Source organism: Pseudoalteromonas sp. T1lg88 (assembly GCF_002964765.1).
GTDB lineage: Bacteria > Pseudomonadota > Gammaproteobacteria > Enterobacterales > Alteromonadaceae > Pseudoalteromonas.
Genome location: NZ_PQCF01000031.1, coordinates 411,622 through 425,116 on the forward strand (window position 1 = coordinate 411,622; position 13,495 = coordinate 425,116).

8 protein-coding genes are annotated in these 13,495 nt (G+C 49.0%); 5 read left to right on the top strand and 3 right to left on the bottom strand.

Annotated features, from left to right (window positions below; genetic code table 11):
- The first annotated feature begins 576 nt into the window (after nt 1-576).
- The 4 genes from C2M34_RS11080 (at nt 577) to bfr (C2M34_RS11095) (ending at nt 6,072) form a co-directional block, all read left to right on the top strand.
- Nucleotides 577-2,526, top strand: a complete 1,950-nt coding sequence (locus tag C2M34_RS11080) for an EAL domain-containing protein (RefSeq protein WP_234398805.1) — start codon at nt 577-579, stop codon at nt 2,524-2,526.
- 263 nt (nt 2,527-2,789) lie between these two features.
- Complete coding sequence (locus C2M34_RS11085; protein ID WP_105258790.1) at nt 2,790-4,904, top strand: TonB-dependent receptor; 2,115 nt, start codon at nt 2,790-2,792, stop codon at nt 4,902-4,904.
- A gap of 218 nt (nt 4,905-5,122) precedes the next feature.
- Nucleotides 5,123-5,608, top strand: a complete 486-nt coding sequence (bfr, locus tag C2M34_RS11090; RefSeq protein WP_105201562.1) for a bacterioferritin — start codon at nt 5,123-5,125, stop codon at nt 5,606-5,608.
- Complete coding sequence (gene bfr / locus C2M34_RS11095) at nt 5,608-6,072, top strand: bacterioferritin (protein WP_105201563.1); 465 nt, start codon at nt 5,608-5,610, stop codon at nt 6,070-6,072. Before bfr (C2M34_RS11090) ends, bfr (C2M34_RS11095) begins: the two co-directional genes overlap by 1 nt.
- 70 nt (nt 6,073-6,142) lie before the next feature.
- Here bfr (C2M34_RS11095) and C2M34_RS11100 read toward each other — a convergent pair whose 3' ends face one another.
- The 3 genes from C2M34_RS11100 to C2M34_RS11110 form a co-directional block, all read right to left on the bottom strand.
- Nucleotides 6,143-7,609, bottom strand: coding sequence for a phospholipase D family protein (locus C2M34_RS11100; RefSeq protein ID WP_158681431.1), 1,467 nt, complete (start codon nt 7,607-7,609; stop codon nt 6,143-6,145).
- A 175-nt stretch (nt 7,610-7,784) separates the two neighbouring features.
- Nucleotides 7,785-7,979, bottom strand: coding sequence for a (2Fe-2S)-binding protein (locus C2M34_RS11105; protein WP_105189134.1), 195 nt, complete (start codon nt 7,977-7,979; stop codon nt 7,785-7,787).
- A gap of 146 nt (nt 7,980-8,125) precedes the next feature.
- On the bottom strand, nt 8,126-8,674 hold the full coding sequence (locus C2M34_RS11110; protein ID WP_105201565.1) for an isochorismatase family protein: 549 nt from the start codon (nt 8,672-8,674) through the stop codon (nt 8,126-8,128).
- 203 nt (nt 8,675-8,877) lie between these two features.
- On the opposite strand from C2M34_RS11110, the gene C2M34_RS11115 reads away from it, so the two are divergent.
- Nucleotides 8,878-13,431: an EAL domain-containing protein gene (locus C2M34_RS11115; RefSeq protein ID WP_158681432.1), complete on the top strand. Its 4,554-nt coding sequence runs from the start codon at nt 8,878-8,880 to the stop codon at nt 13,429-13,431.
- Nucleotides 13,432-13,495: the final 64 nt, after the last annotated feature.

A 13,495-nucleotide genomic window follows, 5' to 3' on the forward strand; every position in this document is an offset into this window, starting at 1 on the left:
ACTGTTAATCCGCAGGTCCCCCGTTCGAGTCGGGGAGGGGGAGCCAAAATAACACCTAAAACCACCCTGATGTTCCCATTTTAAAAACACCCTTCTCTAGACAAGATTTTCCCCATAGACTAATCTCTATTCATAATTATTTTTATTATTCAATACACTAGTAAATATAAATAAACGCCCTGCACTACTACAATCATGTCTCTGTACATTGCCATTCTCATGCTGCTGCATAATAATATGGCCGCAAAAATACAAAGCTAACTTATTGTGGTGCCTGGTAAATAAACATGGATGTAAGTGCACAAAACGATCGCAGCACCAAGCTGTTGGCGATCGCCTTGTTGTAGCACTGGTGTAATACCAACTCTGTTAAGTATGTGTTCAGAGGTAGCGCTGGATAAATGATGTGATAACAAGACGGAATTTTTCTTATGTAGTTATTCTACCTAGAAAAATTACAACCCTGTGAGCATGATATTTAACCCGCTAGAATGATTAGCTATTTAAGTGACTGGTATAAAGACACTTGGACCACATGCTTCAACTAAATAAAAATAAGGGAAAGGATAAACTACCGTGAAACGATTCACACTACTGCAGTTTACGTTATGGCTGCTGGCTCTAGGCGCCGCTGTAATAGTCAACACAATGCTCTTTCATTCCTATGGCATGCATAAGCAGGAAGCGATGCAGGCACAACTACAACGCTTTTTAGATCTCCAGCCGAGCATGAATGCCGAGCAGGTCAAAGAACAGGCTCCGCTTATGGCTGAGCAGCTTGTCGCCTTGATGCCGGTGCAAAAACTGTGGCTACGCGATAGCAATGGCGAAGTGCTCAGCAGCAAAACTCAGCGCACCGAAGAGAGCTTTATTGCGCAAATGGCCCAGTTCCAGTTTGGCACCCTGCGCAGTCAATTTGCCACAGATCAGAACGCCGAGTTACGGGTAGAGTTTGTCGCCGACATCAAGGACATGGCCCACGCCTTTGAGCAAGGCTTGATCTATTTCGCCCTGCTGATCACCTTTCTCTGCTTTATTCCCATAGCCAGCCTGAAAACCGCATATCGTGGTTATCGCCGTCGTATCGCCGATATCGTCAGTGACATTATCGACCAGTTCATTACCAGCAATAATATGCCAGAGCCGATCAACCGTGCTTTTGCCGATGATAGCTTAAAGCTCAAACTTGCGAATCAAATCTCCCCCGCCCTTAATCGTTTACAGTCCCATCTAGGCCTGCAAATAGAGAATATTGCCAGCTCGGCGCTGGAAATTAAAAAAGAAGCCTATAAGGATGTGATCACCGAGCTGGGTAACCGCAATATGTTTGTGGAGTATTACGAGCGTCATATTGAACATGTCAGCGGTGATTGTTTTGGCTGTATTGCCTTGGTGCGCGGTACCGAATTGCAGCACATTAATCAGAGCAAGGGCTACCAGGAAGGGGATGAGTATATTCGCAGTATTGCCGACATTTTAACGACCGGTATTCGAAATTACGGTTCCGCCACTGTGTTCCGCCTTAATAGCTCGGACTTTGCCGTGGTGTTACCTAACACGCCTCCCAAAGAAGCGGAGCGCTTTGCAACGCAAATACAGCTCAAATTCAATCAGTATCAAAAAGTGTATAATTTGGCATCGGTCGCCTATACCGGCATAGTGTCTTTTGAACAACATAAGCCACTGGGTGAGTTGCTCGCCAATGTCGATATCGCTATGAGCATAGCGCAAAGCAATCACGCCAACGCCTGGCACATGTTACGCTTGGAAGATATCAGTGACAGCGCTATCCAAGGGACACAAAACTGGCGTAAGATGATTAATGAGCTGCTTGAAAAACAGTCTGTTAAACTGGCCATTCAACCCATTATCCCTCTTGGTAAAAGCAGCGTGGCCTACTCTGAAATTCAGGCTCGTTTTCGCGATGAGGAAGATCATATCCTACCGACCTCCTCCTTTATGGCCATGGCCGATCAACTGGGTAAGTCGGTCGAGCTTGACCAGATGATTATCGACCACGCATTGAATGCAATAAAGAATCAAAACCTCACCGCCCAATATTTTGGTATTAACGTCTCTGCTGCCAGTGCTCATGACGATAAGTTTATGATCTGGTTAGAGCGCCGCCTTATTAAAGAAGGCGATTTCGCCCAGCGCCTGGTGTTTGAAATATCGGAATTAGGTTTACAGCAGGATATAACCGCCAGTAAGCGTTTTATCAGCATGCTGCATCGTTGTGGTTCCCGCCTGACGGTAGAGAGATTCGGTGTTGGCCTGACCTCGTTTAAGTTTTTCCGCGAGATCAAACCCGACTATATCAAGATGGACGCCAGCTATACCCGCGGCCTGGAAGACGACAAGAACAACCAGTACTTTATGCGTCTTATGGTCGACCTGGCGCACCGTATTGGCGTGCGTGTCTTTGCCGAGGGCGTAGAAAGCCTGGAAGAAAAACAGATTATCGAACAACTTTGTCTCGATGGTGCCCAAGGCTACTTTATCGAAAAGCCGAAAGAGCTGTTATAACACAGTGACGAGTTCCCGGGTCAGCCCCCGGGGACTTCCTTTGTCGGCTTACCTACACATATCATCCCACGCCCTAACATAATCACTGCCATCGTGCGCACTTGCAGCCGCACTTACACAGCTCCCGCTCAGGATGACTCCTGAGCACTAATAGTTTTTATTGAAACAACGCACCTGTTAACAACAAAAGCAACCTGAATATTGTTATTGAGATTTATTTTCATTATCATTTGCAAAATCATTTAATAATAAAGGTAATCTCCGTGCGTTTTTCACTTTCTCTTTTGACCATAGCCCTTAGCGCTCCCCTGTATGCCGAGCAAACAACGCAAGACCTAGAACATATCATAGTCACTGGCAGCCGTGTGGTGGAGAATATTGACGAAGTGCCCGCGTCGGTGACTGTGATCACCCGTGAACAGATACAGGCCCAGCTCAAGGTCAGTCCCGAGTTACAAAACCTGCTCGAAGTACTGGTGCCGGGCATGGCGCCAAGCACCAATAGCTCAAGTAATACCGGACAGACCCTGCGCGGTCGTGCGCCGTTAATCATGATTGATGGCGTGCCGCAATCAACACCACTGCGTAATGGCTCTTTGGGAATTCGCAGCCTGGACCCAAGCGTGCTGGAGCGTATTGAGGTGATCAAAGGCGCGACTTCGGTCTATGGTAATGGCGCCGCCGGTGGAGTGATTAACTACATCACCAAAAAACCAAGCAACAGCAATGACTTTTCCGCCACGGTTGATGCCTCTACCCGTTTTAGTGCCGTTAAAAGCGACGAAACGCTGGGTGCACGAGTGGAAGGCTCAATCAATGGCCGCATGGATAAGTTCTCATATCTGGCCACCCTGAGCTATGAGGAAAATGGCGTAAAGCGTGACGCCGAGGGCGACATTCTTGGTCTGCAATACGGACTGAGCGATGTAGAAACCGCAAACTACTTCACCAAATTAGGCTATGATCTCGACGCCGAAAAGTCCCTGTCATTAACCTATAACTATTACAAATCCCAACAAAAAACCGATCTTGGCGATGTCTTTGGCAATATCAATCAAGGCGATAAGTCCTACGCCATTCACGTACCCGCAGAGCAACAAAAACAAGGTCGCCCGCAAGGACCAAGCGGCAATACCAATATAATGCTCAAATATACGGATAGCGAGGTGTTTGCTTATACCGCACTGACCGTCGACTTATACGCCCAAGACATTGAAAATGTCTTCTTCTATTCACCCAATCTAGCCAATCCAAGCGCCGGATATGATGGCGGTCAGTCAATTATCGCCTCGGAAAAAGAAGGGTTGCGGGCCACCTTTAACAGCCAGTTCAACCTGCAAGGCACCGAAGCCACCTTTATTTATGGAGTTGACTTACTTCATGACGTTACCTCACAGCCCTTGGTCGATGGCCGGGTTTGGGTGCCGGAAATGGACATGAGTAACCTTGCCGGCTTTATCCAAAGCAAATGGGTTATTGATGACCATTATGTGATTAAAGCCGGTGTGCGTCATGAAGATATCGACCTGGAGGTGGACGATTATCGCACGTTAGAGCTGTGTCGCAGCGAAACTCAGTGCTCGGTGCCCATCGATGTCAAAGGAGATACCCTGAATTACACCGCCACCACCTACAATGTCGGCGTTAAGTACAATGCCTATGAAGCCTTTAGCCCCTTTATCAGCTATTCACAAGGCGCCGATATCTCGGATATTGGCCTTTTACTGCGCACAGCCACGGTTGACGATATCGCGCTTATTCGCACCGAGGCATCAGTGATCGATAACTATGAGCTTGGTTTCACCTCGGTGCTTGATGGGCTGCGCCTAGAAGGCTCCTTGTATCGCAGTACTTCGGAGTTAGGTACCACCAACAGCTTCGACGAAACCACCGGTGTCTATATGCCGGTACGTGCACCACAAAAGATTTGGGGCTATGAGCTACTGGCGGACTACCGCTTTAGCCCGGCCTGGCGCACCACGTTGACCTACGCCTATGTGGAGGGTAAGAACACCGAGGACGATATTTACCTTGGCGCCAAACAGATCAGCCCACCAAAAACCACCGCGAACCTGAAGTGGCAACCAAGTCGCGAGACAGGTTTAAGCCTGACCTTGCTGTATGTGGGCAACCGCAAGCGTTTTGAACCCAATGCCGATGGCAACTATGTGGGCGATCAGGGCCCGGTGAACGATTACCTGGTCGTCAATCTCAGTGGTCAGCATCAGTTTACCGAGCAGCTCAATGGGTACTTTGGCGTTGAAAACCTCTTTAATCACGACTACTACCCTGCCCGCGCCCAGGCCTATACCTATGGTGGCTATAACATTAAAGGCTTAGGCACCAGCATAACCGCCGGTGTGAAGTATCAGTTCTAAGCCCGATTAGACCCCACTTTGTTGGTCAACAAACTGAGCAACAAGGTGGGCTTTCATAGCGAAATTATGGCGGCGTTTATGCATAAACCCTAACGGCAAATATAAATTGGAATGCGAATAAGTTACAATTGTAACCACCTGATTTATAATGAAAATATTTGATTTATTGGCAAGATAGACTACACTTGTTCCATCAATGCACAACGAGGCCGTGGCAAATGCAAGGTAAACAAAGAGTTATCGATAGCTTCAATAAACTGCTGGCAAATGAGCTCGCCGCAATCGATCAATATTTCATCCATTCACGCATGTATGAAGACTGGGGTTTGAATAAACTTTATGAACGTCTTGAGCATGAGCGTGAAGAAGAAACCCAACACGCCGACTGGCTGATCAAACGCATTCTATTCTTAGAAGGCGTGCCCGATATGACCAAGCGTCGCGATCTGCTCGTAGGTACCAATGTTAAAGACATGATGGCCAATGATCTCAAGCTTGAGCTTGAAGTAGTGCAATGCGTCAAAGAAACCATCAAAATTTGCGAAGAAGAGCAGGATTATCAGTCTCGTGAAGTACTGGAAAAACTCTTGTTCGACACCGAAGAAGACCATGTTTACTGGCTTGAACAACAACTGGGTCTTATCGATAAAATTGGTCTGCAAAACTATCAACAATCGCAAATGGGCGATGCCGAGGTATCATAATGAAAGGTGATATGGACGTAATACGCGCGCTAAATAAGGTATTGGCCAATGAGCTGGTTGGCATAAACCAATATTTTCTACACGCCCGCATGTTTAAAGACTTCGGCTTTAGCAAGCTAGATAAGGCTGATTACAAGGTTTCAATTCAAAAAATGAAAAACGCCGACAGATTGATTGAGCGTATTTTATTTTTAGAAGGCCTGCCTAATTTACAAGACTTGGGCCGCCTGCGTATCGGTGAGGATGCCGAGGAGATGATTGCCGCCAATATGCACTTTGAAACAGAGTCGTTAAAAGACCTGCAAGCAGCAATTAAACTGGCGGAAGAGCGCCTTGACTATATCAGCCGTGAAGCTCTTGATGCCATACAGCATGAGCAGGAAGAGCAGATTGATTGGCTGGAAACTCAGCAGCACCTGATCAAGGTCACCGGAATAGAAAACTACCTGCAATCGCAGATGTAATTTACTTAAAAAAGCCGCTGTTACAGCGGCTTTTTTGTGTCCATATTTACTAGCTACAGCAAAAGCTTTGCTAGAGCACGCCCTCAATGGGCAATAAGGACATCAGCCACACGCTAAAGCGCTGCCAACGGCTGGTATCCGGCTCATGATGGTAAATCTTATCGCTGTCTACTCCCTGCCATTGCAACTCACCTTCTTCATCCAAGCTTAATCGCCAGGCAAATTTCGCCATATCGTTTTCCACCCAACGACGCAGTAAGCGATTAAACCGAGGCGATGTGATCACCAACCCCTGCTCGGTATTAAGATTGAAAGAACGGGGATCCAAATTCAAAGAGCCAATAAAAACCTGCTCGTGGTCAAAGGCCATGGTTTTGGCGTGTAAGCTGGCGGCGGAAGAGCCGGTAAAGCTTTTTATCTTAATTTTCTTCGGGGTTACCTCGAAGTTACGTTTCAGCTCCCAGAGGTTGACGCCCATGGCCAATAACTCCTTGCGATAACCGGCATACCCGGCATGCACCACGGGCACATCGGTGGCGGACAGGGAGTTGGTTAGAATGGTGATCTTCACCCCCTGCTCGGCCCAGCGCCGCAATAGGGCCATGCCCGGCTCTCGCGGTACAAAATACGGGGAGATAATAATCGCTTGCTGTTTGGGTACGCCCAAGGCACGGATCATTTTAGGAGCCATATGGGTGCTGGTATTGCTACTGTCGGTTAGCAGTTTGTTGGGATCATCGACATATAAATAGCCCAGTGCCCAATCGAGGTTCAACTTACCGCGGCGCAACGACTGCACCAGATCCGACTCTTTTACCCGCTGTACATAGGGGCTGCTGTCGCTGTACTCACGGCTGACAAAATAAGCCAGCTTGCCCTTGAGGGTATCCAAGTGGCTGTCGTCGACCTCGGTAAATAGCTTGTCGATATCCTCAGCTAAGGGGTGGTTCCAATACAAATCAAACGCCTGGGTAGCCTTTTCGACCACCGGGCCAATGCTGAGCACATCCAAATCAACAAACTGGGAATTATCTTCTCCCGAGAAGTAAGCATTGCCGATATTGCGACCACCGGTAATAAACACCTGGCTGTCGACGATAAAGCTCTTGTTGTGCATACGTCGCGACACCCGTGAATAATCGGTAATAAAACTAAGAAAACGCAGCTTACGGTGATTAAGGGGATTAAACAGACGAACTTCTATATTGTCGTGGCGTGCCAAGGCGGCCAAGTCGCGTTCCGATTCGGCCTGTGACATATCGTCGAGCAGGATACGCACCCTGACGCCGCGCTCCGCCGCCTTTAACAGGTAGGCACTGAGCACCTTGCCGGTTTCCTGGCGGTGATACAAATAATATTGAACATCGATGGAGGTTTGTGCGACTTCGGCTAAGGCGATACGGGCTGCGAAGGCATCCAGGCCATCGATCAAGGGATAAAAGCCAGATAAGTCGGCATTGGGTTGTTGTTCAAAAAACGTATTTAGCAAGTCAGCATCCTCACTGGGTAATGCATAACTGGCTGGACGTTCGGGCATAGATTCGAAGTCTGACACCGAGCTACAGCCAATCAAATACCATGTGCATAGCGAGATCAGCAGGATTCGGAGATAAGTTTTTGCGTGCATGAGCCCTGGCCGTTCGCCATCATCATGCTACTCAATATAACAAAAACAGGGAGATATAACAGAAATTAGCTAAATTTGCTGGTGATTAGGCCACTTCGTCGGTGACATCGACGATATCGATAAGCTTTTGATTAAGGATCTTTTTGGCACAGTTACAACATTTGCCGCACTGAGAGCCGACCTTAAGCTCGGAGCTAAGATCACGCATAGAACGAGCACCTTGATCGATTGCTTGTTCAATTTTCTTATCGGACACACCATGACAAAGACAGATATACACGAATAAAAACCACTCTCAGTTAGATTATGCCGCCAATTTTAATCTAAACGAAAATAGTTATCAATAAAAATATTGATTGATTGTCATCCAGCTGTTTTGCTTAACATTTGATCAAAAAAGTCATTCCACCAGAGCGGGCTGACGTTTTATTTTATCAAGGCCAATATGTCGCGAAACTGCGGGTGGCGACAGCTATTCATCCAGGCGAAGATGGCGGTTTCCGAAGAACAAATTTGTGCCCCGTTGTGGCGCAGTTGCGCCAAGGCCAGCGCCTTATTTTCCGGGTCGCGCGAACACACAGCATCGGCCAACACAGTTACCTGATAGCCTCTGGCGAGCAGTTCATTGGCGCTATGGTACACGCATACATGACTTTCCATGCCGCATAAATACAGGTGGGATTCTCCCAAGGGCTCGAGGGCGGCAATAAAGGCTTCACTTTGCACCGCACTAAAGGTGTCCTTGGCCACCACCTTGGCGCTGGGAGTAACCAGACAAGGATCAGTAGCCCCCAAACCCTGTGGGTTTTGCTCGGTAATTATATGCGCCAATTCAAGTTTAGTGGCCACCTGGCTCAGCAAGTCGACACGGGCGCACACCTGCTGATAGTCGGCCATCGCTGGGGCTAAGCGAAGCTGCATGTCGATAACAATAAGTGCGGGTGCAGAATCTGGGTTGGGCGAGAGCTGGGGCATGTGGTCTTCCTTGAGCTAAAAAGTTGCTTCAATGTTAACCATAGATTCGGGTTTTTTAGAAGCGAAATTATAAAGATATGGTGACCACGGACACTTCTATGCTAGATTTACAAATTATTATGTTAATTCCCTGTTGATGGCCTAGTTCAGTTTTGGGGATGCCGCCTACTAGGTGGGTTTCAGCGCCTTATTGGAGTCAAGAATTGCGTCGCTATATCAGTTTGTTGCTCAACGCATTACTTAGCTTTTTAGTCTTCCTTTGCAGCGCCAATGTCGTTTTCGCCACCCCGGTCAACTATGGCTATCAGTTACAACGTCTTTCAACCGAAGAAGGGTTAAGCCAAGGCACGGTCAATGCCATAGCTCAAGACGAGTTTGGCTACCTTTGGTTTGCCACCGACCGCGGCCTGAACCGCTACGACGGCTATCAACTGAACCTCTTTAAAAGTGGCGATCCCGCTCTGGCCAGCGATGCTATTTTAACAATTGCGCCCTTGAAAAACGGCAACTTCCTCGTCTCCGCTCAGCTCAATGGACTGTTTTTAGTCAACCCGGCCACCCTAAACTCACAACAATTGATCAATAATCCGCTGTCCGAAGTCGATGCAAAATACGCCACTGTGTGGGCTATCAGCCAGGATAATAGTAACCAGGATATTGTCTGGTTGGGTATTAACCATCAGGTCTACAAATACAGTCTGAATCGGCGGACCCTGGAGCTGGTGTTTACTCTGGACAACCGCACCCATATGATACGCGCCCTGCTGCCTCATGATAACGCCTTGTATATTGGCACCTCTGACGGCCTGTTTCGTTATCACAATGGTACCAGCTCGGCATTGACTCATTTACCCAAAGAGCAAGTAAGCAACGATCAGCGAAATATCAAATTCTTGCAGTGGGATAACGAATTTGGCCTCTTAGTCGGCACGGTAGAAGGCCTGTACCGGCACAATCTCGACACTGAGAAGCCAGTTATAGAAACCCTGATCGAGCATCATAATATTTGGTCGATGCAGCGCTACGGCGCAGTGGATTTCGTCGCCACTGGAGACGGTCTGCTGCAATTTGATCGGCAAACTCGGCAGACGCTCAATTTAATTCGTTTTAGCGACTCTCGCTATGCGGTCAACGACAACACCATAATGACTATGTTTCGCGATAAAAGCGGCATGCTCTGGCTCGGCTCGCAAGCCCAGGGAGTGTTTTCCTGGTCGCCTTTGGCCATGCGCTTTAAGCAAAAGGCTCTGCCCACCGGCCAATACCAGCACGGTCATGCCGCCTGGGCCATTTACGAGCAGGACAATGGCACCTTGTGGGTTGGCAGCGGTAATGGCCTAAATAAAATCCCTAAGGATGGGCCAAGCAGTACCTTTTTAAGTGTCGATGATAAAAAAATGGCCCAGGGCCAACAAACAGTCTATCAGTTACTGCCGGCCACTCATATTGACAACAGCCTGTGGGTCGAGGCCATCCAGGGCATAGCCCTGCTTGATATGAATACCGACCGCCTGAGTTATCCCCTGGTAAATGCCGCTCATCCGTTAGAGTTTGATGCCAATAACGTTCACTGGGGACTGTATCAACTTGCCAACGGCACCGCCTATTTTATTGCCGAGTCGGGATTCTATCGTTTCGACCCGAGCAGCAATACCATAGAGGCACTGCCGTCAATCGAACAAACGCTGCAGCCCGAGCACGCCTCGCATTTTCTGGCGCCATTGCCTACCCATAAAGATGATCCGCTGCTGAGTTATGGCGGTGGTTTATATCGTTATGACGTCGACAACGACAGCCTGCAGCCCATTTACCAGCCACAACACCCAAGCGCCCAGTCAAACAATTTAGTCGATTCCTGGACCTTGGATCAGAATAACAGTTTGTGGCTCAGCGTAGACGGTGAGGGCGTGGTCGCCCTGGACTTGGAAACCCTGGAAGAGCGTGACCGCATAGGTCCGGCGCAAGGCCTGCAAAGTCTGAGCGTGTTTACCCCGGTGCTGGATAACTTCGGTTTCCTGTGGTTTGGCTCTAATAATGGCTTATATCGCTATAACATCAACAGCGGTCACCTGCGCCACTTTAGCGTCAAAGACGGCCTCTCAGCGGCAGAATTCAACGGCTACTCCGCAGCCAAGCTAGCTAGCGGCGAGCTCGCCTTTGGCACGGTTAAAGGCCTGCTTATTGTCGACCCCGCCGATTTTATTAACAGCAATAATCATTATATTGCCCCGGCGCCGCAAATTACCGACATTAACCTGCTCTCGCGGCCTCTGGGCTATACGCCGAGCAAATATGCCAACAGCCCGTTAAAGTTACAACATGACGATCTTGGCCTGACCATTTCTTTTTCCAGCTTCGATTATATTCATCGCGATCAGGTGCGCTATAAAATCAGTCTCAGCGGCGCCAGCGAATTTAAGTACCCCAACTACGCCAGTAACAATTTACAGTTTGCCACCCTGAATCCCGGCGCGCATCAGCTCAGTATTAGCGCCTTCGACCCTGTGTCGGGTAAATGGTCCCGCACCCTGCATATGGGCATTGAAGTGGCTTATGCCCCCTGGCGCTCACCGCTGGCGCTCACCCTCTATATCGTTATCAGCGTTCTGCTCCTTGGCAGTTGGATGCTCTGGCTAAGACGCCAGCAACGCCGCCTGCACCATGCCCATGGCAAGTTGCTGGCTTCACAGCAACAAACGGACTTGGCACTGCAAAGCTCCAACAGCGGCATCTGGCACTACCGGGTTAAGCAACGACGCTTTATGCAGCGTCGCTTAGCAGCGGAGTTAGGTTATAGAAGTACTTATAATCAGTGCTCTTTTGAGCAATATATGGACTTGATCCATCCTCAGGATGTCGACCGTTATCGCCTGAACTGGAAGCGCTTTTTAAACCAGGGCGAGCAGGCCACCTGGGATTTCACCTACCGCTTATGCCATAAACAAGGCACCTGGCACTGGTATCACGAGGTGGGACGCATTACCGAATACGATGCCAATGGCCAACCCAAGGAAGTATCGGGGATCTACACCAATATCACAGATGCCAAAGCGTCGGCGCAACAAGCCACTGTGCTCGGTGAAGCCATAGGACAGATCAGCGATTGGTTGTTAATTTTAGACGAGCACCTGCAACCGTTTTCTGCCAATGACAGTTTTTTACGGGCATTTTCCGACCCCGACAGCCCGGGACTCAGCATACAGCCTTTTGTTCGTGCCCTTGGCAAACAAAAGTTCCAACGCTATATGGAGCTGATCGGCCAATTGGCAGCAGGCGATAACTGGCGTATCGAAGAGAAAATCCGCACCAAGCACGATATTCGTCACCCGGTACAGATAAGCGTGACCGCCGTGTGTCGCGACAAGCAAGAAGAGAGCGACGAGATCAGCTACTATGTGGTGGTGATCACCGACTTGACCGAGCAAAAGCGCGCCGAAGACGAGTTGCGCTACCTGGCCAATTATGATCCCCTTACCGGCTTGCCGAATCGCACCATGATGCGCGGCAAAATCGCCCAGGCCATAGACTACGCCAAAGAAAACTCATCCCTGTTGGCCCTGCTGTTTATCGACCTGGATAAATTTAAGCCGGTGAACGATTCCTTCGGTCATGCGGTGGGCGATCAGGTACTTTGTTGCATCTGTGAGCGCATCAGTGAGCAACTGGATGATAACTCGCTACTGGCGCGCCAAAGCGGCGACGAATTCCTACTCCTGATTGAGCAGGTGCAATCGCCGCAGGTGCTCAGTGAGCTATCCGAGCTCCTGGCGAAAACCTTGGAAAAGCCGATTAAAATCGGCAATATCACCATCAATATTTCCGTCAGTATAGGTATCGCCCTGTCGCCTTTTGATGCCGATAACGCCGAAGACCTGATCCGTAACGCCGATATGGCGATGATCTACGCCAAAAATGCCGGCCGCAACGGCTATAAGTTCTTCACCGAGCAGATGAACAATCGCATCACCCATAAACTGATGTTGGAAAATGCCCTGCAGGATGCCTATCGCGACGAACTGCTGACAAACCATTATCAGCCCATAGTGCATATTCATCAAAAGCGTATTGTTGGCGTGGAGTTGTTGCTGCGGTGGCAAAGTGAAGGCCAGTTTATATCGCCCACCGAGTTTATTCCTGTGGCCGAGGAAATCGGCCTGATCGATGCCATTACCGAGCAGGCCCTGCACCGCGCCCTGCGCGAGCTGAAACAATGGTTTAGCACCTATGACGATTTCTATCTGTCGGTGAACCTCTCACCCATACATATTTTGAAATCCAACCTCACCGAGCGATTGGTGGATATTCTCGCCATGCATGATGTCAGCCCGGGGCAATTGCGCCTGGAGATCACCGAAAGCACGCTATTGGACGATAAGGCCAAGGCCGCGGCTCAGCTTAATAAATTACGCGCCGCCGGCTTAAAACTCTTCTTAGATGACTTCGGCACCGGCTACTCATCGCTGACCTATCTCAATCAGTTCCCTATTGATGTGATCAAGATAGACCAAAGCTTTGTGCGCCAAATTGGTATCAACCCCACCAACGAAGCCATTATCCGTACCATACATAATCTCGCCGGCAGCCTGGGTCTGTATTGTATTGCCGAAGGGGTGGAAACGCGGGAGCAGATATTCTTCTTAAATAAGCTGGGCTGTCATCACTTACAGGGCTTCTTCTTCGCCAAGCCGTGCGATGCGACCACCTTGGCAGCCAAGTATTACCTGGAAAAAACCCTGAAAAAGATGAACAGCCTTTAGGTCGGGATTTGCCGCCATGGCTGTAGTCGGGATTCTATACCGACAAAAGGCATTGCTCTCCCAT